The organism is Candidatus Accumulibacter similis, from assembly GCA_013347225.1.
Classification (GTDB): domain Bacteria; phylum Pseudomonadota; class Gammaproteobacteria; order Burkholderiales; family Rhodocyclaceae; genus Accumulibacter; species Accumulibacter similis.
Genome location: CP054595.1, coordinates 4,761,181 through 4,786,565, shown reverse-complemented (window position 1 = coordinate 4,786,565; position 25,385 = coordinate 4,761,181). Strand labels below are relative to the sequence as shown.

The window sequence follows — 25,385 nt, the reverse complement described above, 5'->3', positions numbered from 1 at the left end:
CAAGGCGTTAACGACCATCACCGAGCGCGGGAACCGCTTCCAACCTGAAAAAGCAAGGATTTTCGCTCTGGCCAGCCAACGCGAACTGTCAGATTTTCTGACTGCAGTCGAACGTCGTGCATTCAAGCAGGCAATGTTCGCCGTGCACAACGAAGAATCCGCGCTCGACATCGTCCAGGACGCGATGCTGAAGCTCGCCGAGAAGTACGGTGACCGTCCGGCCGAAGAGCTGCCGATGCTGTTCCAGCGCATCCTGCAGAACACCATCCGCGACTACTACCGACGCAGCAGGGTGCGCTCAATGTGGACGACGTTGCTGTCGGCGCTGTCGCCGAGCGACGATGAGGATCACGATCCGCTGGAAACCTTCGGCAGCGAATCGGGCTCTTACAGTCCACAGCTTCCCGATGAGCAACTCGAGCAGACGCAGGTTCTGGCGATCATCGAGAAAGAGATTCAATCCTTGCCGGCGCGTCAACGCGAAGCCTTTCTCCTGCGTTACTGGGAAGACATGGACGTCGCCACGACCGCAGCCGCGATGGGCTGCTCGGAGGGCAGCGTCAAGACGCATTGCTCGCGTGCAAATCACACGCTGGCGGCAGCACTCAAGGCCCGAGGAATTACCCTATGAACGAACAGCACTTTGCCTACAGGCTCAGGCAGCACCTGAATAGCGGACTGCACGAGTTGCCGAACGAAACGCGACTGCGCCTGGAGGAAGGGCGGCGGCGCGCGCTGGCACGGCAAAAGGTTGCCGAGCGTCAATCCGTGTTCGCCGGCGTCGCCGGCTTCCTGCTGCAGCAGGCCGACCATCGGCGCCTCAGGCAGGTCGGTCTTGCCCTTCTCGTCGCGTTTGGTATCGGCACCTATACCTTCTGGCATGCCGAGCAGAGCATCGCCGAACTCGAGGTCATCGATAGCGCGTTGCTCTCGGATGAACTGCCGGTCGCAGCTTTCACCGACAAGGGCTTTGCTGCATGGCTGAAAAGCTCGGCGTCGCAGTAGCGGTCCTGGCAAGTCTGTGGGCGTTGCCGCTGCGGGCTGAGGTTTCCGGGCCATCGGCGATCGTAACCCCGGCGCAGCCGCAGTGGACCGAACTGACGGTCGAGCAGAAGATCGTCCTCGCACCTCTGAGTGACGACTGGGATAGCCTGGAGTCCAACCGGCAGAAGAAGTGGCTGGGCATCGCACGGCGCTTTGCCAGCATGACGCCCGCAGAGCAGAGACGGATTCAGACCCAGATGCAGGAGTGGGGCAAGCTGACCCCGGCGCAGCGGGCTCAGGCGCGTGAGAACTTCATCACCGCCAGTCAGTTGCCGGCCGAGAAAAAGGAGGAGCTGCGGCAGAAGTGGGAAGAGTACTCAAGCCTGCCGGAAGAGGAAAAGGAGCGGCTCAAGCAACAGGCAGCCAGCAAGCCGGTGCCGAAGCCGGGACACTCCCCGCTGGGCGCGCTTCCTGCCGGCGGCCAGCGTCCCGAGCAGCCAGGAGCGGCGGCCGCCCGGGCAGCGAAAGGCGGAACGGACGGAGTCGTTCCCGTGCCGTCGTCTGCATCGGGCAATGCGCCGGTGTCGGCGGCGGAAGCGGCTCCGGCAGGTGGGGCTGGGGAACAGGGGCGCTGACGGCGTGCCACTCCTGCAGCCTGCCGGCAGGCCCGGGATCGCCCGTCGTCTCGCCAGCATGTGCTACGAGTCGCTGCTCGTTCTGGCGCTACTCGCCGTGCTGTTCCTCCTGCCGCATATCATCCTGGGAGCCTTTGCACGGCGGCCGGCATCACCGGCCCTCATGTGGGCGCATTGCTTTCTCGTCCTGCTGATCTATTTCGTCTGGTTCTGGTTGCACGGCGGACAGACCCTGGCCATGAAGACCTGGCGTATCCGTCTCGTCAGCGTCGACGGTATGCCGATCCGGCCAGCGCAGGCGTTATTGCGCTACCTGCTCTGCTGGCCAGGCATCCTGCTGATCCTGCTTGGCGTCGGCATTCTCTGGGCCGTTCTCGACCGCGACGGGCAGTTCCTGCATGACCGCCTTTCCGGCACGCGACTGATCCTCGCCTGAACGTCGTTCAGCGCCTTTCGACCCACCAGATCATCAGTCCGGCCGCCAAGAGGAACAGGGCCGACGGAGCGGCTGCACTGAGCAGCGGCGACCAGCCGTGGATCGCTCCGAGGTTCGAGGACAGGCCGTTGAGCGTGTGAAAGAGGACGCCGATCATGACCCCGGCGAAGATCTGCAGGCCGATCCCCGATGCGCGGTGATGTCCGGCGGAAAATGGCAGGGCGAGGGCAACCATCACCAGACCCGCCAGCGGATAGACGATCTTCTTCCAGAAGGCGATGTCGTAACGGTTGGTTTGTTGGCGATTGTCGGCGAGATGTCTGGTGTATGCGGAAAGGTGGCGCAGCGACATGCGGTCGGGCGAAAGCATGAGGACGGCGAGGATCTCGGGGTTCAATGCCGAGCGCCAGGACATCTCTGCCAGTTTTTCGACCTTGGCGCTGTCGTTCAGCAAGACGGTGTGGGCAACGTCGGTCAGGTGCCAACCGTCGTCAGCGGCGAATTCGCCTGCGGCTGCCTCGATGACGCTGCGCAGCTTGCCATGCTCGTCAAACTGGTAGATCCGGATACCGCGCAGGCTCCTGTCGGAGAGGAGCACGCGGATGTTGATGAAACTTCTTTCGTCCTTGACCCACAACCCTGAACGCAGGTTGCGCACGCTGCGCAGTTCCTGCATCGTGCGCCCGCGTTCCTTGAGTCGCAACTGGCTGGCGGCATGCTCTGCCGGTGGCGCGACGTACTCGCCGATCAGGAAGGTGAGGACGGCAAACGCAGCGGCTATCTGGCACAGGCAGACGAGCAGCCTGCCGGTCGACAGGCCGGATGCGCGCAGCACCGTGATCTCGGAGTGTCGGGAGAGGTTGGCAAGCGCATAGAGGGTGCCGATCAGGATGGCCAGCGGCATCAACTCGTATGCCCTGCCGGAGAGTCGCAGCAGGACGTAGACCAAGGCATGCTGAATCCTGTAGCCACCCTGACCGAGGCTGCCGACCTCGCCGAGGAGGTCGAAAAAGGCGAAAAGCGCCAGAAAGGCCAGCAGGACGAGCAGGATTGCGGCTGCCACTTCGCGCGCGATGTAGCGCTGATAGACCTTCATCGCGACAGCCGCAGAAAGGAGGAGACGGCAATCCGCTTGTAGAAGAGAACTGGCAGGAGGCACAACATCAGCAGGTGAATGCCGAGCAGGCCGACGGCAAAGGAGAGCTTGCCGCGCGCCACCCACTCTTGGCCGATGGTCACCAGATTGTTGTAGAACAGATAGGCGAGGATCGCCAGCAACATATTGGCCGAACGACCGGCGCGCGGATTGACGAATGACATCGGTATCGACAGCAGGGCCAGGACTACCGCCGAAATCGGCAGGCTGAGACGCCCGAGCAGTTCGCTACGATGCTGCCGCGAGTCGTGCGCCAGCAGTTCCAGGGTGCCCATGCTGCGTGGCGTCTGGACGACGCCACGCGCTTCCTTGGTCTCCAGGCGAACCGCATAGCGTGCATACTCGACCTGGCTGAACTCGGCGCTTCCCGGCGCAAACTCGTAACGGCGCCCATCCTCGAGGACGATGAAGCGATCACCATTGGCGGCGATCTCCTGGTGCCCCTTGCCGGCGACCGTGATTCCCAGGCGGTCGGGGCGCGTGTCGCTGACGAAGACGTTGCGCACATGGCTCGTGTCGTCGGCAACCTCTTCGACAAACACGACACGGTTGCCGGTCGACGACTCCTGAAAGGTGCCGGGCGCCACCTGCCCAGCGTCCCGGCGGGTGCTGAGCTTGTTGCGGAACTCGATGCTTTCGGACAAGGCCCAGGGAGACAGGAAGAAGGAAAGCACTGCGATGGTCACCACCAGCGGTGCGGCGAAACCGAGCACGGGGCGAATCCATGCCGTCAGCGGTAGACCGCAGGCGAACCAGACGACCATCTCGGAATCCCGATAGGCCCGCGAGAGGCAGAGGAGGATGGCAACGAACAGCGACAGGGACAGCAGGTGCGGCAGATAGTTGAGTGCGGCAAAGCCGAGCAGTGCTGCCACGGCCTCGGCTTCGACCTTGCCCTGCACAGCCTCGTTGAGCAGGCGGATCAACTGCGTCGTGAGCATGATCGCGAACAGCGCGGTGAAGACACCTGCCGCCGCCTGGGTAAACTCGCGCCGCACCGCCCGCTGAAAGATCATTCTTTGACTTTGCTGAAAAACTGCAGTGATAATCGGTTTTTTTGTGAAACAGCATGCGCGTGAGGAGGAGGGGGTCGGTGGAATTTAGCATAAAAAGTGGCAGCCCGGAGAAGCAGCGCAGTGCCTGTGTGGTGGTCGGCGTCTTCGAGCCGCGCAAGCTGACGCTGACCGGGGAACTCCTCGACAATGCGGCCCGGAACCATCTGTCGGACATCATCCGTCGCGGCGACATGGAGGGAAAGGCGGGCTCCACACTGTTGCTGCACAACGTTCCCGGAACCCTCTGCGACCGCGTGTTGCTGGTTGGACTAGGCAAGGAAAAGGAGTTTGGCGACAAGGAGTTCGCCGACGCCATCCGGGCAGCGGTGCGCACGCTGAACGAGACTGGATCGTTCGACGGAACGGTCTTTCTGACCGACACTGCGGTCAGACGGCGCAGCACGGCATGGCGTGTGCGGCAGGCGGTGATCGTCGCGCACGAGGCGGTCTATCGTTTCGATCAGTTCAAGAGCAAGAAGGACAAGGTGCGCCGGCCGCTGCGCAAGCTGACCTTCGTCGTCGACCGGCGGAACGAACTCGCGGCCGCCGAGGCAGCCCTGATGCAGGGTCAGGCGATCGGCGAGGGCGTCAACCTCGCCAAGAACCTCGCCAACCTGCCGGCCAACGTGTGTACTCCGAGTCATCTTGCAGAGACCGCGCAGAAGCTGGCGGCCGAGCACAAGCTCGACTGCCAGATCATCGACCGGGACGAGATGGCAGCGCTTGGCATGCATTCGCTGCTCGCTGTCGCCAGCGGCTCACGGCAGCCACCGAAGCTGATCGTCCTCCACTACAAGGGGGGCAAGGGGGACGACAAGTCACTGGCGCTGATCGGCAAAGGCATCACTTTCGATACCGGGGGCATTTCGTTGAAGCCGGCCGCCGAAATGGACGAGATGAAGTACGACATGTGCGGCGCTGCCAGCGTGCTCGGTACCATCAAGGCGGTGGCGCTCATGAAGCTGCCGCTCAACCTGACGGTGATCGTTCCGGCGGCGGAGAACATGCCTGGCGGGGAGGCGACGCGGCCTGGCGACATCGTCACCTCGATGTCCGGTCAGACCATCGAGATCCTCAACACCGATGCCGAGGGCAGACTGATCCTGTGCGATGCGCTGACCTATGCCGCCCGCTTCGACCCGGAGACGGTGATCGACGTCGCAACGCTCACCGGCGCCTGCGTGATCGCGCTCGGCCACGTCGCCAGCGGTCTTTTTGCCAACAACGACACGCTGGCGCGTGAGTTGGTGCATGCTGGTGATGAGGCCCACGATCGGGCCTGGCAGATGCCGTTGTGGAACGATTATCAGGAGTTGCTCAAGAGCCCTTTCGCGGACATGTCGAACATCGGTGGCCGCTCGGCCGGCAGCATCACGGCTGCCTGCTTTCTTGCCCGCTTCGCCAGGAAGTACGTCTGGGCGCATCTCGACATCGCGGGTACCGCCTGGAAGTCGGGGAGCGACAAGGGCGCGACCGGTCGACCGGTCTCGCTGCTGGTGCACTATCTCCTCAAACGCGCCGGAAAACTCCATTGACGAGGATCTTCTTCTACCACAATGCCGCCGACCGGGTGGCAACGGCAGCCAGCCTGATTGCCAGGGCGGTCGGCCAGAAGAAGTCTCTGCTCGTCTATGCTCCCGATGCCGCAGTTGCCGCGGCGCTCGACCGCCACCTCTGGCTGCATCCGCCGACCGGCTTCGTGCCGCATGTCGACATCGATTCGCCGCTGGCAGCGGAAACGCCGGTGGTGATTGCCAACCGGCTCGATGCCATCGACCGCGATGAACGGCTGTTCAATCTGGCGCCTGAGGTGCCGCCAGGGTTCTCGCGTTTCGACAGCCTGATCGAGATCGTCGGCCCAGGTGAGGAGGAGCGCCTCGCCGGGCGTCAGCGCGCCCGCTTCTACCGGGATCGCGGCTACGACATCCAGTACATCGATCAGTCGGGGAGAACCTGATGGCGGAAGATGGCGACCTGATCAGCCGTGCTGATTCGCTGATCCATGCCGATGCCGGCGTGGCCGGCAGCGACCGTCGCGGCAACCCGCGCCATGGCCGGCGACGGCGCAGCTTCGTCGCTTCGACGGCGGAGCGGAACGACACCGAAGACCGTGGCGCAGCCGCCGGCGACGACGAGGACCTGCCGTTGCTGACCGAAGTTGTCCTGCCTGCGGTGGACGCCGCCGACATGGTGCCGGCAGGGTCCGCCGATGCCCTGCGTCCGCTGCTTGCCGGTGACCTTGGCCGCTTGCTCGAGCAGCGGCTGGCGAGCGAAACGCCTGCCCTCATCGCGTTGGTCCTGGACAGTGCCGGCGAGCAGTTGCGCCAGGGACTGTCGGCTGCCATCGCTGCCGCGCTGGGTGATTTCCTGGCGCAGCGCGGCCAGCTGCCGCTGCCGCTGCCGACGCTCGAGGAGCGCGCGCCGCCAGGTCCGGACGGGCCGTGACCGTCCGCAGCGGAGCACCTGCACGATCAGCTATAATGTGCCTCCCTGAATTTCCCCTGATGGGTGCCCATGGACCTCGCCAAGAGCTTTGAACCGGCCGAGATTGAACGCCGCTGGTACCCGACGTGGGAAGCGAGAGGGTACTTCGGTGCCGGTCTGGATGCCGGCAGGAGCAACTCCTTCTGCATCCTGCTGCCGCCGCCGAACGTTACCGGCACCCTGCACATGGGGCACGGCTTCAATCAGGCGATCATGGATGCGCTGACGCGCTACCATCGCATGCGGGGCGACAACACGTTGTGGCAACCGGGTACCGATCACGCCGGGATCGCGACGCAGATCGTCGTCGAGCGTCAGCTCGACGCCGAGGGCGTCTCCCGTCATGATCTCGGGCGAGAGAAGTTCCTGCAGAAGGTGTGGCAGTGGAAGGAGTTCTCGGGCAGTACGATCACCCGCCAGATGCGCCGTCTGGGCACCTCGCCCGACTGGAGTCGCGAGCGCTTCACGATGGACGCCGGACTGTCGCGGACGGTCACCGAGACCTTCGTCCAGCTCTACCGCGAGGGACTGATCTATCGCGGCAAGCGCCTGGTCAACTGGGATCCCGTCCTGCAGACCGCGGTCTCCGACCTCGAGGTCGTCCAGGAAGAGGAGCGCGGACAGCTGTGGCATATCCGCTACCCGCTGGCCGACGGCAGTGCCTCACTGGTGGTCGCCACGACACGCCCGGAGACCATGCTCGGCGACACGGCGGTGATGGTCCATCCCGACGATGAGCGCTACCGCCACCTGTTGGGCAAGATGGTCCGGCTGCCCCTCTGTGGGCGAGAGATCCCGATCATTGCCGACGCCTACGTCGATCTCGCCTTCGGCACCGGCTGTGTCAAGGTGACCCCGGCACACGATTTCAATGACTACGCGGTGGGTCAGCGTCACCAGTTGGCGGTGGTCCCGATCCTGACGCTCGATGCGCGCGTCAACGACAACGCCCCGGAACGTTATCGCGGCCTGGATCGCTTCGCTGCGCGCGAACTCGTCGTCAGCGATCTCGAGCAGCAGGGCTTCCTCGACAAGGTCGAGCCGCATCTCCTGAAGGTGCCGCGCGGCGATCGTACCGGTGTCGTCATCGAGCCGATGCTCACCGACCAGTGGTTCGTGGCGATGAGCAAGCCCGGTGCCGACGGCAGCAGCATCGCCGGCAAGGCTCTCGCCTGTGTCGCTTCGGGCGAGATCCGCTTCTTCCCGGAGAACTGGGTCAATACGTACAACCAGTGGCTGAACAACATCCAGGACTGGTGCATTTCGCGGCAACTGTGGTGGGGTCACCAGATTCCCGCCTGGTACAGTGAGGACGGGCAGGTTTTCGTCGCGCACGACGAGGCCGAGGCGAGAGCCGAAGCGAACGCAGCCGGCTGCCGGGGGCCGTTGGTGCGTGACCCGGACGTCCTCGACACCTGGTATTCGTCGGCGCTGTGGCCCTTCTCGACGCTCGACTGGACGCCCCGATGGCCAGCCGAGAGCAACCCCGCACTGGACCTCTATCTGCCGTCGACGGTACTCGTCACGGGATTCGACATCATCTTCTTCTGGGTCGCGCGGATGGTCATGATGACCCGTCACATCACCGGCCGCATCCCGTTCAGGCACGTTTATGTCCACGGTCTCATCAGGGACGCCGAGGGGCAGAAGATGAGCAAGTCGAAGGGCAACGTGCTCGACCCGATCGACCTCATCGACGGCATCGGCCTCGATGCGCTGATCGAGAAACGCACCAGTGGCCTGATGAATCCAAGGCAGGCGGAGCAGATCGAGAAGCGCACGCGCAAGGAGTATCCACAAGGGATTCCCGCGTTTGGTACCGATGCACTGCGTTTTACCTTTCTCTCGCTCGCCAGCCCGGGCCGCGACATCAAGTTCGATCTCGGCCGCTGCGAGGGCTACCGCAACTTCTGCAACAAGCTGTGGAACGCGAGCCGCTTTGTCCTGATGCACACCGCCGGGCACGATCTGGGCCTCGATGCCTGCGCTGGCGGCGGCTGTGCAACGAATCTCGACTTCTCATTCGCCGACCGCTGGATCGTCAGCCGGCTGCAGCGCACCGAGGCAGAACTGGCGCAGCATTTCGCCGACTACCGATTTGATCTCCTGGCGCGGTCGCTCTACGAGTTCGTCTGGGATGAGTTCTGTGACTGGTACGTCGAGTTGTCGAAGGTGCAGTTGCAGCAGGGGAGCGAAACACAGGTACGGGCGACACGGCGGACGCTGGCACGCGTACTGGAGACGGTCCTCCGTCTGGCACATCCGCTGCTGCCGTTCATCACCGAGGAACTCTGGCAGGCGGTGGCTCCGGTCGCCGGTCGCAGGACGCATGACTCGGTGATGCTGGCATCCTATCCGCAGGCGCAGCCGGAGAAGGTCGATATGCAGAGCGAAGCCAGCATGAAGGAGTTGAAGGCGCTGGCCTACGCCTGCCGCAATCTGCGCGGTGAAATGAACCTGTCACCGGCAGCGCGGGTGCCCCTGATCGCCTGTGGCAGGAGTCAGCCATTGGCGAAATTCGCCCCCTATCTCAAGTCGCTGTGCAAACTTTCCGAGTTGGAGATCGTCGCCGCAATGCCGGGCGACGCGAATGCACCGATTGCCGTCGTCGGCGAGACGAAACTCATGTTGCAGGTGGAGATCGATGTCGCCGTCGAGTGCGAGCGGCTCGACAAGGAGATTGCCCGGCTCAGCGGTGAGATCGGCAAGGCCAGGGCCAAGCTGGCCAACACGAGCTTTGTTGCGCGTGCTCCCGCGGCGGTGGTCGACCAGGAGAGAAGGCGCCTCGCCGCCTTCGTCGCCACGCTGGCCGAACTCGAGCCGCAGCGCGCACGCCTCGAGCGCGGCCAGGCGCCGGCGGGCCGCTGACCGAGTTCGACTGTCGCCGCGCCTCTGCGGCGCTGCCGCCGTTCAGCCTGCAAGCGTGACCGGAATCAGTCCGCGCAGGGCGTTGCCGAGGTAGAGGCCCGTGGCGTGCTGCAGGTCCGAGCGGTGCAGGACCTGTTCGACCGCGCGTCCCGAATCGAGCAACTGTCGCCGCAGGACTCCAGGCAGCAGACCACAGGACACGGGCGGCGTCAGGAGCAGTCCGTCGCGCTCGACGAAAACATTGCTGCGGGCGCCTTCGCAGACCTCGCCGCGTTCGTTGCAGAAGATGGCGTCGAACACCGCTGGTCGATCCAGCAGTGCCGTCAGCGCGCGATCGTAGCGGGACCGCACCGTCGTCTTGTGGCGCAGCAGGTAATCATCGGCAGACACGGCCTCGCTGGCGAACACCGCCGCATACCCTGCCGGTGCGTCGGCGGGCAGCGGTGACACGCTGGCGGTTTGGCGCCCATCATGCCTGAGAAGCAGGCGAACCCGGAAGACGCCAGCAGGATGGGCGCGCGCGGCAGCGGCGAGTGTCTCGGACAGGCTCGGCAGAGCACAGCTGAAGCCAAGAGTGGCGGCGGAAGCCTGCAGGCGTTCGAGGTGCGGGCGAAGCAGCGGATAGCGGCCGGCCTCCAGGCGCAGCGTTTCGAAGAGCTCGAAGCCGGGATCGGAGCCGATCAGGAAACTCGCCTTCAGCAGGCATTCGGCGTATTCGCTCGCGGCATCGGCATCGGCGACGATGCCGCTGCCCACGCCGACGCGGGCGTCGCCGCGAGAGCCGAGTTCAAGGGTGCGAATCGCCACGTTGAACCGGCAGTCGCCGCTTGGGGCCAGCCAGCCAAGGGCGCCGGTGTAGAGGTGGCGCGGCGTCTCCTCCAGTTCGGCGATGCGTTGCATGGCGCGGATCTTCGGTGCGCCGGTAATCGAGCCGCAGGGAAAGAGCGCGGCGAACAGATCGGCCAAGCTTGCCCCTGGCAACTCGGCGGCGACCGTGGACACCATCTGCCAGAGCGTCGGGTAGGCCTCGGTCTCGCACAGGGCAAGCACGCGCACCTTGCCGGGCTGCGCCAGCCGGCCCAGGTCGTTGCGCAGCAGGTCGACGATCATGATGTTCTCTGCCCGCTCCTTGGGCGAAGAGATGAGCGCAGCCCGCAGCGCTTCATCTTCGTCGGCCGTTCGGCCGCGTGCTGACGTGCCCTTCATCGGCCGCGTCAGCACGCGGTCCGCCTGGCGCTCGAAGAACAGTTCGGGCGAGAACGACAGGATCGTCTCGGCACCGACCGTCAGGTAGCCGCCATAGCGGACGGGTTGCCGCGGCCGCAAGCGCTGGTACAGCGCCAGCGGGCTTCCGTAGACGCGACAGCGCATGGAAAAGGTGAGGTTGATCTGATAGCAGTCGCCGTCAGCGATCCACCTGCGGATCTGCCGTACCTGCTTCGCGTGCCGGGCAGCGGAGACTGCCGGCAGCAGATCGGCGATTCCCGCCACTCGCTGCTGCTCGGGAAGGGCAGCCACGCGGTCGGCGAGGAAGCCCGTGACGGCCTTCGCGTCGAGCCATTCGGCGCGCTCGAAAACCCAGACACGCATGACCGGACCGGCCGTGGGCACCGCCACTGCCGCGCTCTCGAACGAGGCAGCGAGTGCATAATCGGCAGCCACTGCAACCCATCGCCCGGCAGCCGCTTCGGCTTCGATGGTGGCGAAGAGGGGCACCGGATCGTCGCCCGCGGCGAGCCGGTAGCTTCGGCAGCAGCCTTCAAGCAGGAGGGCGTCGCCTCGCTCACCATCGAAAAGGGCGAAGTCGCTGCTACCGGACATCAGGCTGCAGGCGCCTGCGCCCTCACGTGGCACGCGCTGCGGTGGATGCCCTTGTCACTTGCGCCGCAGAAAGAACTCGAAGACCTTGTCTGTCTCGGAACGTGACAACAGCTCATTGCCCGTCTGCCTGGCAAAGGCCTCGAAATCCTTGACGGCTCCGGGGTCGGTGGCCAGTACATGCAGGACTTCGCCTGCCGACATTTCGGAAAGCGCCTTCTTGGTCCGCAGGATGGGCAAGGGGCAGTTGAGACCCTTGACATCTAACTCTCGATCGAAATGCATGGCGTGATCCACAGGAAAGCCAGCCCCGTATTGTAAACGTTAAAGCCCTGTCCTCTTCTGCTTCGCTTCCTCGGCCTGCTGTCGACGCAACTCGCGCAGGCGGGCGTCAACCGCTGATTGTTCGAAGAAACTCCCGTCGGCTGCCTGTTGCGCAAACTGCAACTGCTCGACGGCCGGCCCGAGCTGTCCTTGCAGCAAGTAGAACTCGGCTTGGGCACGGTGCTGCAGCAGGCGCTTGCCGGTTGCCGAGAAGGTTCTGGCCAGCAGGCCGTGCAGCTTGTAGTCCGAAGCGTGGAACTGCAACTGCGACTCGAGGAAGCTGCGCGCCTGTTCGTAGCGCTTCGCCGCGAGCAGGGCTTCGGCGTAGCCGTAGATCAGCGCCATGGACTGCGGATAGCGCTGCAGGCCGTCACGGTAGATCGCGGCTGCGCCGCCCGGGTCGTTGTCGGCGGTCCGGATCGTCGCTGCCAGTCCGGCAAGCAGTGGCGAAGAGGGTTTCAGGGCGGCGAGCGCATCGAACTCCCGCTGCGCTCCCATGATGTCCTTTGCCCGCAGCAGCGAGTAGCTCAGCCCGTAACGGACTGCCACTTCGGAAGCATATTTCTTCTCCCGCAGCTGCTTGCCGAACTCGCTGATCCCCTCCTGCGGTGTGCCCGTCTGGGCTCGCAGCTTTGCCCGCACGAGATGGAAGTCCAGACTGTCGGCCACCTGCCGGTAGGGAGCGCTTTGGGCCCGGTTCTGCATGTCCGACATCCGCTCGACGGTCAGCGGATGCGATCGCATATAGACTGGGGCACTGTTCTCATAGACCCGGCCCGCCTGCTGCAGGCGGCCAAAGAAATCGGCCATGCCGCGCACATCGAAGCCGGCCTGGCTGAGAGTCTGAAAACCTACGCGATCGGCTTCACGTTCGAAATCGCGGCTGTAGGCCAGTTGTGCCTGAATCGACCCGGCTTGTGCCGATGCAATTGCCGCGGTTGCCACTTGCGAGTTCGATCGGGCGGCGAGAACTCCGACGGCCATCGCGATCATGGTGGCGATCGAGCTTTGCTTTTCGCGCATGATCTGTCGTGCCAGGTGCGCCTGCAGCACGTGCGAGACCTCGTGTGCCAGGACGGCTGCCAGTTCGGACTCCGATTGAGCTGTCAGCAGTGTCCCCGTGTTCACGCCGATGAAACCACCGAACATGGCAAAGGCATTGACTGTGTTGTCGCGGACAAGAAAGAAGTAGCAGTCGGCAGTCGGGTTCGCACTGGCAGCCACCAGCCGGCCACCGAGGTGGTTGAGGTAATCCGACAACTCGGGATCGTCGACGTAGCTTGGCTCGCGCAGACGGATCTCGTTCAGAATCCGCTCGCCGATCTTGCGTTCGAGCTGTGGCGACAGTTCGGCACGGGCGGCCTCGCCCAAGTCTGGCAGTTCGTCCATCGCCAAGGCCGATGAGGCCGCGATGGCGGTTGCCATGAGCAATGCGGTGACGAAACGCGGCAGCGGTATCAAACGGGTCTTCCAGTCTTGGTTGAGGGCAATGGGTGATATCATACCGAACGAGCATCCGACAAAGTGTGACCGACCGTTACAGCGTCTGTCGGGGTGATCGACCGCTTGCCCCGCCTGCCTTGAGCCCTTTCTCCGGCGATGTCTACGAGCCCCTTGTCCCATTTTGATCGACACGGCCAGGCGCAGATGGTCGATGTCACGACCAAGGCGGAGACCCATCGGCACGCCACCGCCAGCGGCGCCATCTCGATGCGCCCGGAGACCCTGGCGCTTGTCGTCGCCGGCTCGGCGAGCAAGGGGGATGTCCTGGCGGTTGCCCGAATCGCGGCGATTCAGGGTGCCAAACGAACGTCGGACCTGATCCCGCTGTGCCACCCGATTGCCTTGACCCGAATCACCGTCGAGTTCGAGATCGATTGCGCGGCCAGCAGCATCGCGTGCAAGGCGCGTGTCGAGAGTTTCGGACGCACTGGTGTCGAGATGGAGGCTTTGTCGGCGGTGAGCATTGGCCTGCTGACGATCTACGACATGTGCAAGGCTGCCGATCGCGGCATGCGCCTGGAGGGCGTTCGCCTGCTCGAGAAAGACGGTGGCCGATCGGGGCACTGGCAGGGGGACTGAAACGATGCCGCTGGCAGGGAAGGGCGACGTTGATCGCCTGCGCCGCTTGCTGCTCAAGGCAGCGACCGCCGGCGTCAGTGCTGGCGCCATGCTGACCGCCAATCTGCTGCGGCCAACGGCGGTCCTGGCGGCCGACTGGAACCGCGCTGCCTTTACCGCTACCAGCCTCTCGGAGGCCATTCGGGCGGCAGGTGCGGCCAACTCCAGCGACAGCAGCAGTATCGTCATCAAGACGGTCGAGATCGCCGAGAACGGTGCTCAGGTGCCAATTGAGGTGATCAGCAACATAGCCGACAGCCAGAGCATCAGCATCTTCATCGAGAAGAACCCGATGCCGCTGGCAGCCAGTCTGACGTTCGCCAAGGGCGCGCAGGCGCGCGTCCGGCTGCAACTCAAGATGGCCGAGTCATCGCGCATCCGGGTGGTCGTCAGGACGGCAGACGGAAAGAATCATCACGCCAGCCGTGAAGTCAAGGTGATTCTTGGCGGCTGCGGCGCCTGAGGGTCGGGAGTCGGGGATGGGTGAAGCAATCAAGATCCGCGCCAGTCTGCAGGGCGACCTCACCGAAATCCGCGTTCTCATGCCGCATCCGATGGAGACCGGTCAGCGCAAGGATCCCGCCAGTGGGCAGTTGATTCCGGCGCACTTCATACAGAGCTTCTCGCTTACTGCCAACGGTGCGCTCCTGATCGGCGGCCAGCTGAATACCTCGATCTCGCGCAATCCATTGTTTTCATTCTACGCCCGCGGCCTGAAGGCGGGCGACCGGATCGCAGTCGAATGGTCTGATACGAGAGGTGACCGGCGGCGCGACGAAGTCATCATCGCTGTGCCCCAGGCGGCGGCCAGCGTGTCGTAGCGACGGCGGGGCAAAAAAAACCCGCCAGAGGCGGGTACCTGATGCGCTCCCGAAAGAGTCAGGCGCGCGCGATATTCGATGCTTGCTTGCCCTTGGGGCCCTGCGTCACGTCGAAGGAAACCTTCTCGCCCTCTTTGAGGGTCTTGAATCCGCCCATGCTGATTGCGGAGAAATGGGCGAAGAGATCCTCGCTGCCATCGTCCGGGGTGATGAAGCCGAAACCTTTGGCGTCATTGAACCACTTCACTGTACCAGTTGCCATATTGCCACTTCCTTCAAAAAAGACTGAATCCGGGCATTGCCCGACTTGCATGCTTCCAAATCAACAATCGCCGACAAGGTATTTCGGACAGGCAGAAGAACCTCGCTACGCAACGAATCCGGAGCATGCCAGCTTTTTACGCTAAAGCAGGCGGCGGCGTCAAGCTTTTTTGCTTGCCGCTGTGCGGGAGACACCGGCGAGCCGCCGAAACTGGCCGCGGGTGGTATTGCGCATCCGTATGGACTGGTTAGAATTGGGCCATGGCAACAAAGCATCAAGACGGATCACTCCTCGAAACGAAGCGCACGCAGCTGGCGCCGCCACCACTGTACAAGGTACTGTTGCTGAACGATGATTTCACGCCGATGGACTTCGTCATCGTCGTTCTGCGAAGGTTCTTTGCAATGGATCGTGAACAGGCAACGCGGATCATGCTCAAAGTGCACACAGAAGGCAGAGGTGTCTGTGGGGTTTACCCGCGCGATGTCGCTGCCACCAAGGTGGAACAGGTCACAGGTTTCGCACGCAGCAACCAGCACCCGCTGGCGTGCGTAATGGAGGAGAACTGAATGATTGCGCAGGAACTTGAAGTGAGCTTGCACATGGCGTTCGTCGAAGCACGGCAGAAGCGTCACGAGTTCATCACCGTCGAACATCTCCTGCTGGCACTGCTCGACAATCCGTCTGCGGCCGAAGCGTTGCGGGCCTGCGGTGCGAACATCGAGCAATTGCGCAAGGACCTGACCCGCTTCATCGGCGAACACACGCCAACGGTGTCGGGTGAGGACGAGATCGACACGCAGCCGACGCTGGGTTTCCAGCGTGTCATCCAACGCGCCATCCTGCATGTCCAGTCCTCTGGGCGCAAGGAAGTGAACGGGGCCAACGTCCTCGTGGCGATCTTCGGCGAGAAGGATTCGCACGCGGTCTATTACCTCCAGAAGCAGGGCGTTACGCGCCTCGATGTGGTCAACTTCATTTCGCACGGGATCAGCAAGGTGCCACAGAACTCGCCTCGCAGCGAACCGGAGGCCGAGCCGGAAGCAGAACCACAAGCGGCAGCCGGCCCGCTCGACAGCTACACGATCAACCTCAATGCGCTCGCCTTGCAGGGCAAGATCGATCCGCTGATCGGCCGTGATACCGAGCTTGAACGAGTGATTCAGACCCTCTGCAGGCGGCGGAAGAACAATCCGTTGCTGGTCGGGGAAGCGGGTGTCGGCAAGACGGCCATTGCCGAGGGGCTGGCGCGGCGGATCGTCGAGAGCGACATCCCGGAAATCCTGGCCAAAGCCAACGTGTATTGCCTCGACATGGGCTCCCTCCTGGCGGGTACCAAGTACCGGGGTGATTTCGAACAGCGCCTGAAAGGGGTCCTCAAGCAACTGAGCGAGAACCCGCAAGCGATCCTTTTCATCGACGAGATTCACACGTTGATCGGCGCTGGGTCGGCTTCCGGCGGCACCCTCGACGCGTCGAACCTGCTCAAGCCGGCCCTTTCCACAGGGCAGCTGAAGTGTATCGGTGCGACGACCTACAACGAGTATCGCGGCATCTTCGAGAAGGACCATGCGCTGTCGCGGCGGTTCCAGAAGATCGACGTCAATGAGCCATCGAGTGCCGAGGCGGTGGAGATTCTCAAGGGCCTCAAGTCACGCTTCGAGGCGCACCACGGAATCAAGTACTCGGCCGCCGCACTGACGTCGGCGGTCGAACTGTCCGTCCGCTTCATCACCGACCGGCACCTGCCGGACAAGGCCATCGACGTCATCGACGAAGCGGGCGCAGCGCAAAGGATTCTGCCGAAATCGAAACAGAAGAAACTGATCGGCAAGATCGACATCGAGGAGATCGTTGCCAAGATAGCGCGCATCCCCTCGACCCACGTCTCGTCCGATGACCGCAACAACCTGCGTAACCTTGACCGTGACCTGAAGGCGGTGGTGTTTGGCCAGGATGCCGCCATCGACGCACTCGCCCGCGCGATCAAGATGGCGCGATCCGGCTTGGGCAATCCGACTCGACCGATCGGCAGTTTCCTCTTTTCCGGCCCCACAGGCGTCGGCAAGACCGAGGTCGCGAAGCAACTGGCCTATTGCCTCGGCAACGAGTTGGTGCGCTTCGATATGTCGGAATACATGGAACGGCATGCGGTATCGCGCCTGATTGGTGCGCCACCCGGCTACGTCGGCTTCGATCAGGGTGGTCTGCTGACCGAGGCAATCACCAAGAAGCCGTACAGCGTCCTGCTGCTCGACGAGATCGAGAAAGCACACCCGGACATCTACAACATTCTCCTGCAGGTCATGGACCACGGTACGCTGACCGACAACAACGGTCGCAAGGCGGATTTCCGCAACGTCGTGATCATCATGACCACCAACGCCGGTCAGGAGGCGATCCAGAAGGCAACGATGGGCTTCACCCCTTCGCGGCAGGCAGGTGACGAAATGGCCGAGATCAGGCGCATCTTCACGCCCGAGTTCCGCAACCGGCTCGATGCGACCATCTCGTTCCGGGCTCTCGACCACGAGATCATCCTGCGGGTGGTCGACAAGTTCCTGATGCAACTCGAGGCACAGTTGCATGAGAAGAAGGTCGAGGTGGTGTTCACGGCGGCCCTGAAGGAGCATCTCGCAGCTAGGGGCTTCGATCCGCTGATGGGGGCCAGGCCAATGGCGCGGCTGATTCAGGATACCATCCGCGCTTCACTGGCCGACGAACTGCTGTTCGGCAGGTTGGCCCATGGTGGTCACGTCACGGTCGGCCTCGACGAGGAGCAGAAGGTGAAGCTGCTGTTCGAGGAAGAGCCCGAGGTCGTTGCCTGAGTTTCCCTTGACCAACGGCCCTGCGGCAGGGTGTGGCCGGCTTTTCTTTGCAGCGAGAGCGAGAGGCGATTCATGAGTATCAGTACCCCCGATCTGCTCGACAGACATGAGGCCAAGACAGTGGATGGCAGCGTCCGCGTCGTCGCGCCGATCTTTCGGCGTTACGGGGGGCGCCCGGGGTTCTGCGGGCGCATCGTCACGCTGAAGCTGTTCGAGGACAACTCACTGGTACGCGAAGTGCTTGCAGAAGACGGCCATGGCAGGGTGCTGCTGATCGATGGTGGGGGGTCGCTGCGCTGTGCTCTGGTCGGCGACCAGCTGGCGATTCTCGCGCAGCGCAATGGCTGGGAGGGAATCGTCGTTTACGGCTGTATCCGGGACTCGGACCCCATCGCGCGCATCGATCTTGGTCTGCGTGCCCTCAATACCCATCCCCTCAAGAGCATCAAGAAGGGAGTTGGCGAACGTGATCTGGCGGTCACCTTTGCCGGGGTCACGTTCCGGCCTGGCGACTGGATATACGTCGACGCGGACGGGATCGTGGTCAGCGATCAGCCGCTGGACTGAAACGGGGAGTAATGAGTGAACTCTGCTATCGACCTGCTCAAGGCAATACGTAGCGGACGTCTCCTGGAGGTGCAGGCGGTGCTCGATGCGGGTGCTCCGGTCGAACTGCTCGACGGGCGCGGTGACCCCGGCCTGCCGCTGGGGGTGGCATGCTTCATGGGTTTCCCAGATATCGTCCGCGAGTTGGTCAGGCGGGGTGCCAAGATCAATACGGCGGACAATTCGCAGCCGACCTCCCCTTTGTCGATGGCCATCCGCGGCAAGCGGAAGGAGGTGCTCAAGGTGCTGATCGAACTCGGCGCCGAGATCCCTCCGGGGCTGAACACCGGCCTCAGCGAGCAGGAAATCCTGGTCGCTCGCTGGCGCGGACAGCATTATGGTGCAACCATGCCCCGGGTCGCCGAATCCGCACCCGACGCGCCGGACTACGAGGAGATCGAGATGGTGCGTTGCTACGGAACGGATACCTCGGTACTCGACGCGGATCTGATCCGCGCTGCACGGGAGATGGAGAAGAAGTAGGGCAATCGCGGGCGAAGGCAGGGGAGCCCGTGCTTTCCGGCGGTCGGCCTCGAGGCGTCTGAAGCCGGCCTACTGCGTGGCCAGCCTGCGCCGGGCAGCGAGCCCGCCCGCGTCCTCCCGATAGACTTGTTGCGTTTCGTCAGGTGCTCGCTTGCGCCCGGGGCATGCTCGCCTGTCCGCGGCGATCCCTTCACGGCCTGCTGCCCGCCTCCGGCATGACGATGTTCACCTCCAGCACCTCGAAGTTGCCCTGTTTTTCGACCGATACCTTGATGTCTTCAGGGTTTACCGAGACATACTTCGAGATGACCGCCATCAGTTCCTGCTGCAAGGCTGGCAGGAAATCCGGTGTGCTGGTGCCGCCGTTGCGCTCGTGCGCGATGATCAGTTGCAGGCGTTCCTTGGCGATCGCTGCCGTCTTCGGTTTGCTGCCGAAGATGAGGGAGAACAGGGACATCCTCATCTACCCCCGAACAATCGCTTCAACAGGCCCGGCTTTTCGTAGTCGACGAAGCGCAATGGAATGCTCTCGCCAAGAAAACGCGCGACGACGTCGAGGTAAGCGCCGGCGACGTCGGTACCGGCAAGATGGATCGCTGGCGTACCAGCGTTTGAGGATTGCAGCACCGCTTCGGACTCCGGGATGACACCGATGATTGGGACGCGGAGGATTTCCTGCACGTCCTTGTAGGACAGCATCTCGCCATCGTTGACGCGCTTCGGCGAGTAACGGGTGATCAGCAGGTGCTCCTTGACGGGTTCGCCACCCAGCAGTGCGCGCCGCGACTTTGCCTGAATGATGCCCAGAATGCGGTCGGAATCGCGGACCGAGGAAACCTCCGGGTTGCTGACCACCAGAGCTTCGTCGGCAAAGGTCAGCGCCATTACCGCCCCTTTCTCGATACCTGCCGGTGAGTCGCAGACGACGTAGTCGAAGCCCATGTGTTCCAGATCCTTGAGGACCTTTTCCACGCCCTCCTCGGTCAGGGCATCCTTGTCGCGGGTCTGTGAGGCTGGCAGAACGAAAAGATTCCCGCTTTCGACATGTTTGTCCTTGATCAGCGCCTGCGTGAGCGTTGCCTCACCGTTGAGGACGTTGACCAGATCATAGACGACCCTGCGCTCGCAACCCATGATCAGATCGAGGTTGCGCAGGCCGACGTCGAAATCGATCACGGCCGTTTTGTAACCACGGAGGGCGAGGCCCGAGGCAAAGCTGGCACTGGTGGTGGTCTTGCCCACCCCGCCTTTGCCGGATGTTACGACGACAATACGTGTCACGAGTGTTTCCCCGCAAGTCAAAGACTCGATTCTACCTGCAGAATGTGCATTCTGTTGCAAGCCAGGCTGCCGTGGCAGGGGCCGGTCGCGCCGTATCGCCACGGCAGGTGATGGTCAGTCGGTACTCAGTGCTTCGACGATCAACCGGTTGGTGTCGCGCTCGACACACTCTGCCAGTCGCACCTGGACGGGCCGGCCAGCCACTTCGTGCGGAACGCCGCCGTCGAAAGTCCGGTATAGTCCCGCCACCGAGACCAACTCGGCGTCGAAGCGGGTGCACAGGATGCGCGCATCGGCAGCGCCGGCGGCGCCGGCCAGTGCGCGTCCGCGCAAAGGCGCGTATATGTGGATGCTGCCGTCGGCAATCACCTCGGCGCCCGCGTTGACCGCGGCCAGGACGACGAGGTCGCCACCGCGGGCGTACACCTGTTGTCCGGAACGCAAGGGTCGGTTGACGAACAGCGTTGGCGTCCTGGCGACAACCGCCGCCGCCGATTCTGCCGGCGGGGCGTCGGTCGCCTCGACAGTGGCTGGCGGACTGGTGGCCGCTGCGCGGGCGGCTGTAACGGTGGCCGGGCGGTCGCCGACCGCATAGGTCGGCAGGCCCGCAAAAGCGGCGCCGTAACGCAACTCTTCGCTGCCACCGCGAACGCCAATGACGTTCAGGCCATGCGCCTTGAACAGCTGCTTCAGCCGTCGCCAGTCGGGCTCGGGCACATCGACGAGTTGCGCGAGGTCGAGCACGGCTGCATCGCCGTCGAAGAAGTCACTGCCACCGAACAGCGCCGTGGCGGCCCGAGCCAGTTCGTCTACCTGCAGCGAACGCAGGGTGATGACGACGATCGGCAGGGTGGTGCCCTTGAACTCGATGGGCTGCGGGATCTTGTTTGTTCGCTGCATGATGGTGTCGGGCGTGCTCGGCTGGTGTGGGCAAGCGATCAAGTCTAGTCCAATCGGCCACAAAGCGAAACATGGCGATGTCGGCTTCTCGCCAAGCTGTCGCTGGCTGCCTGCTGTTGACGGGGCCCGGGCTTACAGCCAGGCGCGTGCTCCCCAGATCATCCGTCGGGCGACGAAGTGTCGCAGCGGCGGCAGCAACTCGAGTGCCAGCAGGCCAAGTCCGCGCGCGCAGCGCAGCGGTGCCAGATCGTTCGCGAAGACGCGCACGATGCCGTCGGTGAAAGCGGCGCTGCCACTGCGATCGATCCGCCTGCGGCGGGAGTAGGCCGCGAGACCGGCCGCCTCCCCGGCATCATTGCCAGCCATGCCGAGCAGCGTGTCGGCCAGTTCCCAGGCGTCGCGCAGACCGAGGTTGAAGCCCTGACCGGAGACCGGGTGCAGCGTCTGCGCGGCGTTGCCAATCCACACCTGCCGACCGACCGCGATCTGTCGACGAATGCGCAGTGCCAGCGGAAAGCTGGCACGCGGGCTGCAGGCAACGAAATCCATGCGATCGGCGAAGCGTGTGCGCAGGGCGGCGAGAAAGGCATGCTCGTCGAGTTCGAGCAACTCGGCTGCCTTCGCCTGCGGCACGGTGAACACCAGTGAATAGTCGTGGCCCAGTGGCAGCAGGGCGATTGGCCCGTCGCCGGTGAACCGCTCCCAGGCGCGGTGACCGTGCGGCGCTGTCGGCCGCACTTCGGCGACCACTGCGTGCTGGTGATAATCGCACACCCGCACGTCGGCGTCATGACCCGGCGTGCCCTCGGCGTGGACGACGAGGCGTGCCGTGATGCGCCAGGTCTCGTCAGCGCGACGCATGGTGATCAGCGCGCGGGTGTCGTCGTTGCGGATTCCCTGCACGCTGCAGTTGTCGAGGAACACGGAGTCTTCCAGGCGTGCATCGAGGGCGGCAGCAAGGTCTCGGTAACGCATCACGTAGCCCAGGGCCGGCAAGCCGTAGTCGCTGGCGTCGATCCGGGTGCGCCCGAAGCCGGTGCGCTGCGAGACGTGAATCGTTGAAATGGCGGTTGCCGCGTCGAGGTTCCAGGCCTGCAGACCCTGCAGCACCTGCCGGGATCCGTGCGCCAGGGCCAGTGCGCGTGGGTCACCACTCCACGCGCCACGCGGCCGGACGTCTATCAGGCGAAGGCGATGAGGACCGCCGGCGAGCGCCAGCGCGAGGGTCATTCCCACCGGCCCGGCACCGATGATCGCGATGTCGACCGACTGCTGGTGTTCAGTCATGGCGCATGACCTCTTCGATCTCGGCGACGGTCCTCGGCGCGCTGGTGTAGACGATGCAGCCGTCCTCGCCCACCAGCACATCATCCTCGATGCGCACGCCGATGCCATGCAGGTGGTCCGGTACGTTGGCACCAGGACGGAAATAGAGGCCCGGTTCGACGGTGAGGGTCATTCCCGGAGCGAGCCTGGTCCACTCATCGTCGGCGCTGCCGCGGCGGTAGTCGCCGACGTCGTGCACATCGAGTCCCAGCCAGTGGCCAGTCCGGTGCATGTACCAGGGTTTGTACGCTTCGCTTTCGATGGCGCCGTCGACACTGCCGCTGAGCAGCCCGAGATCGATCAGGCCCTGGGCGAGGACACGCAGTGCCGCTTGGTGGTAAGCCAGGAAGGATGCTCCGGGAACGATGGCGGCGATCGCTGCCTGCTGTGCGCTGAGGACGATCTCGTAGACCGTTCGCTGTTCGATACTGAAGCGGCCGTTGACCGGGAAGGTCCGGGTGATGTCGGAAGCGTATCCGGACACTTCGCAGCCGGCGTCGATCAGTACCAGGGAGTTGCCCGCCAGCAGCCTGTTGTTCGCGACGTAGTGCAGTATGCAGGCGTTCGACCCACCGGCGACGATGGGCGGATAAGCATGACCATCGGCGCCGCGGCGGCGGAACTCGTAAGCCAGTTCCGCCTCCAGTTCATGCTCGGCCATTCCCGGCCGACAGGCATGCATGGCGCGTGCATGACCGGCCGAGGCGATGTTGGCCGCGCGCCGCATGAGGTCGATCTCGTGCGCGTCCTTGGTGAGCCGCATCTGGTCCAGCAGTGCGCGCAGATCGCGGATCTCGCTCGGTACGCGCGCGCCGCTGCGGCTGTCGGCACGAACGCTGTTGAGCGCTGCGGCGATGCGGCGGTCCCATGCCGGGTCGTGACCCAGCGAGTGCCAAAGGCTGCCGCGATTGGCAATCAACTCCGGCAGCTTCGCGTCAAGCGTCCCGATCGGCTGCCCTTCGCTGAAACCGAAGGCTTCGGCGGCGCTGGCGGGGCCGTAGCGGAAGCCATCCCAGACTTCCCGTTCATCGCTCTTTTCGCGGCAGAAGAGAATCGAGCGTGCTTCCTTGCCACCGATCAGGACGATCACCGCCTCGGGTTCGGGGAAGCCGCTGAGATACCAGAAGTAACTGTCGAAGCGGTAGGGGTAATGCGCGTCGCGATTGCGCAGTCGCTCGGGGGCGGTCGGGATGATGGCCACTCCGTCGCCGATGCGGTCGAGGACGAGCTGGCGGCGGCGAGAATGGGGTTCGTGGTTCATTCGCTTCCTCCAAGCTCTCTGTCCAGCAGCGCGAGCCGCTCGCAGGTTCCGACGTCGACCCAGCGGCCCGCATGCCGCTCGCCGCCGATGAGCCGGCGGCGAATTCCTTCGTCCAGCAGCGGGCGCAGCTTCATGAAGCCGCCGCGCTGGACGCCGGCAAAGAACTCGGGCCAGAAGACGCCGATTCCGGCGTAGGTGAGCGTAGCGCCGTCAGTGTGCGGGTCAGCCGCCAGGACGTTGTCGCCAGAGAGGCGGAAATCGCCGGCCGGATGATGTGGGGGATTGTCAACCAGGACGAGGTGCGCGCCTCGCTGCGCGCTGCTGTCGCGCGCAACCAATTGCCGCGCACGGCCGACATCCCAGTCGCACCAGACGTCACCGTTGATCGCCAGGAAGGGGTGCGGTCCGAGCAGCGGCAGTGCCGCGGCGATTCCGCCCGCGGTTTCGAGAGCCCCGACCGGTTCGGGCGAGTAGCTGATCGACAGACCGAACCCCGTGCCGTCACCGAGTGCGGCGACGATCTGCTGGCCAAGGTGCGCGTGGTTGATCACGACGTCGCGCCAGCCGGCTGCCGCGAGGCGCTGCAGGTGCCAGACGATCAGCGGTTTTCCGCCCGCGCGGAGCAATGGTTTCGGTGTCGAATCGGTCAGCGGACGCAGCCGTTCACCACGTCCAGCCGCCAGGATCATTGCCTTCATCAGAAGCTGAGGGCGACGCCAGGCAACTGGCCGCTGATGTGCCGGCACAGCTTCGCGAGCGTCGCCAATTCGGCGTAGCGCTCGCAGGTGCGGCGCAGGTAAGTCATGACCCGTGGCATGTCCTGCAGGTACTCGTTCTTGCCGTCACGGTGGCAGAGACGGGCGAAGATTCCCAGCACCTTGAGCTGTCGCTGTACGCCCATCCATTCATAGTCGCGGTAGAAGTCGTGGAAGTCATCGTGAACCGGCAGGCCGGCGCGCCGCGCCGCTTCCCAGTAGCGGATCACGAAATCGAGCTCCTGCTCTTCGGGCCAGTCGATGTAGGCATCGCGATAAAGCGAGACGAGGTCGTAGGTCAGCGGGCCGTAAACCGCATCCTGGAAATCGAGGATGCCCGGGTTGGCTGGAAAGCCTGCCGCCCCTCCACCGAGCACCATCAGGTTGCGCGAATGGTAATCACGATGGACGAAGGCGCGTGGCTGTCGCAGGTTGTTCGCCAGGATGGCGGCGAACACGGTCTCCAGGTCACGCTCGAGTGCGGCGTCGATCGTCAGCCCGAGGTGTCGTCGCAAGTACCATTCCGGGAAGAGGGCGAGTTCTCGGCCCAGCAGTGCCTCGTCGTATTCCGGCAGTCGTCCGGGCTGGCTGGCACGTTGAATGGCGATGAGCGCACTGTTGGCATCGCGGTAGAGCCGCGCGGCGGTTTCCCGGTCTGTCAGGGCTTGCAGGTAGGTCGTGCTGCCGAGATCGGAGAGGAGCAGGAAACCCCGTTGTAGATCCTCGGCCAGTACCTCGGGGACGTGCGTGCCGGCGGCCCGGAAGAGCGTCGCAACCCGCAGGAACGGGCGGCAGTCTTCCTTGTCGGGTGGTGCGTCCATGACAATCCGCGTGCTGCCATCGGGCAGGGTGAGCCGGAAGTAACGCCGGAAACTCGCGTCGGCCGAAGCCGGTTCCACCGGGATATGCTGCCCGGGAAACTGCTCTGCGAACAGCGTGTGCACCCAGTGCCGTAGCAGGGTTGTGCGCGGCATGCCGCCT

28 protein-coding genes are annotated in these 25,385 nt (G+C 64.0%); 15 read left to right on the top strand and 13 right to left on the bottom strand.

Features of this window, described 5'->3' with window-relative positions; genetic code table 11:
- The first annotated feature begins 67 nt into the window (after positions 1–67).
- The 4 genes from HT579_21125 to HT579_21110 are packed head-to-tail and all read left to right on the top strand — an operon-like array spanning position 68 to position 2,055.
- Positions 68–631 carry an RNA polymerase sigma factor gene (locus HT579_21125; protein ID QKS31747.1) on the top strand — a complete coding sequence of 188 codons (564 nt, stop codon included), beginning with the start codon at positions 68–70 and terminating at the stop codon, positions 629–631.
- Complete coding sequence (locus HT579_21120; GenBank protein ID QKS31209.1) at positions 628–1,005, top strand: DUF3619 family protein; 378 nt, start codon at positions 628–630, stop codon at positions 1,003–1,005. Before HT579_21125 ends, HT579_21120 begins: the two co-directional genes overlap by 4 nt.
- A complete protein-coding gene (locus HT579_21115; protein QKS31208.1) occupies positions 978–1,619 on the top strand; it encodes a DUF3106 domain-containing protein in 642 nt (213 codons plus the stop codon). Before HT579_21120 ends, HT579_21115 begins: the two co-directional genes overlap by 28 nt.
- A complete protein-coding gene (locus HT579_21110; protein QKS31207.1) occupies positions 1,558–2,055 on the top strand; it encodes an RDD family protein in 498 nt (165 codons plus the stop codon). The genes HT579_21115 and HT579_21110 overlap by 62 nt, the downstream gene beginning before the upstream one ends.
- Positions 2,056–2,062: 7 nt before the next feature.
- Here HT579_21110 and lptG read toward each other — a convergent pair whose 3' ends face one another.
- Together lptG and lptF are read right to left on the bottom strand one after the other, a co-directional pair.
- Positions 2,063–3,151 (bottom strand): LPS export ABC transporter permease LptG, encoded by a 1,089-nt coding sequence (gene lptG, locus HT579_21105; GenBank protein QKS31206.1) that lies wholly within the window; start codon positions 3,149–3,151, stop codon positions 2,063–2,065.
- On the bottom strand, positions 3,148–4,227 hold the full coding sequence (gene lptF / locus HT579_21100; GenBank protein QKS31205.1) for an LPS export ABC transporter permease LptF: 1,080 nt from the start codon (positions 4,225–4,227) through the stop codon (positions 3,148–3,150). The genes lptG and lptF overlap by 4 nt, the downstream gene beginning before the upstream one ends.
- A 77-nt stretch (positions 4,228–4,304) precedes the next feature.
- On the opposite strand from lptF, the gene HT579_21095 reads away from it, so the two are divergent.
- From HT579_21095 to HT579_21080, 4 genes are all read left to right on the top strand, one after another.
- The gene (locus tag HT579_21095; GenBank protein QKS31204.1) at positions 4,305–5,801 is read left to right on the top strand and encodes a leucyl aminopeptidase; all 1,497 of its coding nucleotides are present in this window, start codon (positions 4,305–4,307) and stop codon (positions 5,799–5,801) included.
- Positions 5,798–6,223, top strand: a complete 426-nt coding sequence (locus tag HT579_21090) for a DNA polymerase III subunit chi (GenBank protein ID QKS31203.1) — start codon at positions 5,798–5,800, stop codon at positions 6,221–6,223. Before HT579_21095 ends, HT579_21090 begins: the two co-directional genes overlap by 4 nt.
- Positions 6,223–6,711, top strand: coding sequence for a hypothetical protein (locus HT579_21085; protein ID QKS31202.1), 489 nt, complete (start codon positions 6,223–6,225; stop codon positions 6,709–6,711). The genes HT579_21090 and HT579_21085 overlap by 1 nt, the downstream gene beginning before the upstream one ends.
- A 69-nt stretch (positions 6,712–6,780) precedes the next feature.
- Positions 6,781–9,618 carry a valine--tRNA ligase gene (locus HT579_21080; GenBank protein QKS31201.1) on the top strand — a complete coding sequence of 946 codons (2,838 nt, stop codon included), beginning with the start codon at positions 6,781–6,783 and terminating at the stop codon, positions 9,616–9,618.
- A 42-nt stretch (positions 9,619–9,660) separates the two neighbouring features.
- On the opposite strand, the gene pabB is transcribed toward HT579_21080, so the two are convergent.
- The 3 genes from pabB to HT579_21065 are packed head-to-tail and all read right to left on the bottom strand — an operon-like array spanning position 9,661 to position 13,185.
- The gene (gene pabB / locus HT579_21075; GenBank protein QKS31200.1) at positions 9,661–11,439 is read right to left on the bottom strand and encodes an aminodeoxychorismate synthase component I; all 1,779 of its coding nucleotides are present in this window, start codon (positions 11,437–11,439) and stop codon (positions 9,661–9,663) included.
- A 54-nt stretch (positions 11,440–11,493) separates the two neighbouring features.
- Positions 11,494–11,721, bottom strand: coding sequence for a sulfurtransferase TusA family protein (locus HT579_21070; GenBank protein ID QKS31199.1), 228 nt, complete (start codon positions 11,719–11,721; stop codon positions 11,494–11,496).
- A gap of 39 nt (positions 11,722–11,760) precedes the next feature.
- Positions 11,761–13,185, bottom strand: a complete 1,425-nt coding sequence (locus HT579_21065) for a M48 family metallopeptidase (protein QKS31746.1) — start codon at positions 13,183–13,185, stop codon at positions 11,761–11,763.
- 174 nt (positions 13,186–13,359) lie between these two features.
- On the opposite strand from HT579_21065, the gene moaC reads away from it, so the two are divergent.
- The 3 genes from moaC to soxZ are packed head-to-tail and all read left to right on the top strand — an operon-like array spanning position 13,360 to position 14,702.
- Positions 13,360–13,842 (top strand): cyclic pyranopterin monophosphate synthase MoaC, encoded by a 483-nt coding sequence (gene moaC / locus HT579_21060; protein QKS31198.1) that lies wholly within the window; start codon positions 13,360–13,362, stop codon positions 13,840–13,842.
- A 4-nt stretch (positions 13,843–13,846) separates the two neighbouring features.
- Complete coding sequence (soxY, locus tag HT579_21055; GenBank protein ID QKS31197.1) at positions 13,847–14,344, top strand: thiosulfate oxidation carrier protein SoxY; 498 nt, start codon at positions 13,847–13,849, stop codon at positions 14,342–14,344.
- A 16-nt stretch (positions 14,345–14,360) separates the two neighbouring features.
- Positions 14,361–14,702 (top strand): thiosulfate oxidation carrier complex protein SoxZ, encoded by a 342-nt coding sequence (soxZ, locus tag HT579_21050; protein ID QKS31196.1) that lies wholly within the window; start codon positions 14,361–14,363, stop codon positions 14,700–14,702.
- Between the two features lie 58 nt (positions 14,703–14,760).
- Here the strand turns inward: soxZ and HT579_21045 are convergent, their stop codons facing one another.
- Positions 14,761–14,964, bottom strand: a complete 204-nt coding sequence (locus HT579_21045) for a cold-shock protein (protein ID QKS31195.1) — start codon at positions 14,962–14,964, stop codon at positions 14,761–14,763.
- Between the two features lie 260 nt (positions 14,965–15,224).
- Here HT579_21045 and clpS point away from each other — a divergent pair, with 260 nt between their 5' ends.
- The 4 genes from clpS to HT579_21025 all read left to right on the top strand — a co-directional run bounded on the left by clpS (position 15,225) and on the right by HT579_21025 (position 18,881).
- Positions 15,225–15,533, top strand: a complete 309-nt coding sequence (clpS, locus tag HT579_21040; GenBank protein QKS31194.1) for an ATP-dependent Clp protease adapter ClpS — start codon at positions 15,225–15,227, stop codon at positions 15,531–15,533.
- Positions 15,534–17,792: an ATP-dependent Clp protease ATP-binding subunit ClpA gene (gene clpA / locus HT579_21035; protein ID QKS31193.1), complete on the top strand. Its 2,259-nt coding sequence runs from the start codon at positions 15,534–15,536 to the stop codon at positions 17,790–17,792. It begins immediately after the preceding gene.
- 72 nt (positions 17,793–17,864) lie between these two features.
- Positions 17,865–18,359 carry a ribonuclease E activity regulator RraA gene (gene rraA, locus HT579_21030; protein QKS31192.1) on the top strand — a complete coding sequence of 165 codons (495 nt, stop codon included), beginning with the start codon at positions 17,865–17,867 and terminating at the stop codon, positions 18,357–18,359.
- 15 nt (positions 18,360–18,374) lie between these two features.
- On the top strand, positions 18,375–18,881 hold the full coding sequence (locus HT579_21025) for an ankyrin repeat domain-containing protein (GenBank protein ID QKS31191.1): 507 nt from the start codon (positions 18,375–18,377) through the stop codon (positions 18,879–18,881).
- A 190-nt stretch (positions 18,882–19,071) separates the two neighbouring features.
- Here HT579_21025 and minE read toward each other — a convergent pair whose 3' ends face one another.
- From minE to HT579_20990, 7 genes are all read right to left on the bottom strand, one after another.
- Entirely contained in the window at positions 19,072–19,338 is a 267-nt protein-coding gene (gene minE, locus HT579_21020) for a cell division topological specificity factor MinE (protein ID QKS31190.1), read from the bottom strand.
- A gap of 2 nt (positions 19,339–19,340) precedes the next feature.
- Positions 19,341–20,162 carry a septum site-determining protein MinD gene (gene minD / locus HT579_21015; protein QKS31189.1) on the bottom strand — a complete coding sequence of 274 codons (822 nt, stop codon included), beginning with the start codon at positions 20,160–20,162 and terminating at the stop codon, positions 19,341–19,343.
- 114 nt (positions 20,163–20,276) lie between these two features.
- Positions 20,277–21,062, bottom strand: coding sequence for a septum site-determining protein MinC (minC, locus tag HT579_21010; GenBank protein QKS31188.1), 786 nt, complete (start codon positions 21,060–21,062; stop codon positions 20,277–20,279).
- Between the two features lie 132 nt (positions 21,063–21,194).
- Positions 21,195–22,349 (bottom strand): FAD-dependent monooxygenase, encoded by a 1,155-nt coding sequence (locus HT579_21005; protein QKS31187.1) that lies wholly within the window; start codon positions 22,347–22,349, stop codon positions 21,195–21,197.
- Positions 22,342–23,649: an aminopeptidase P N-terminal domain-containing protein gene (locus tag HT579_21000; protein QKS31186.1), complete on the bottom strand. Its 1,308-nt coding sequence runs from the start codon at positions 23,647–23,649 to the stop codon at positions 22,342–22,344. Before HT579_21000 ends, HT579_21005 begins: the two co-directional genes overlap by 8 nt.
- Positions 23,646–24,347 (bottom strand): nucleotidyltransferase family protein, encoded by a 702-nt coding sequence (locus HT579_20995; protein ID QKS31185.1) that lies wholly within the window; start codon positions 24,345–24,347, stop codon positions 23,646–23,648. The genes HT579_21000 and HT579_20995 overlap by 4 nt, the downstream gene beginning before the upstream one ends.
- The gene (locus tag HT579_20990) at positions 24,347–25,378 is read right to left on the bottom strand and encodes a phosphotransferase (GenBank protein ID QKS31184.1); all 1,032 of its coding nucleotides are present in this window, start codon (positions 25,376–25,378) and stop codon (positions 24,347–24,349) included. Before HT579_20990 ends, HT579_20995 begins: the two co-directional genes overlap by 1 nt.
- Positions 25,379–25,385 lie beyond the last annotated feature (7 nt).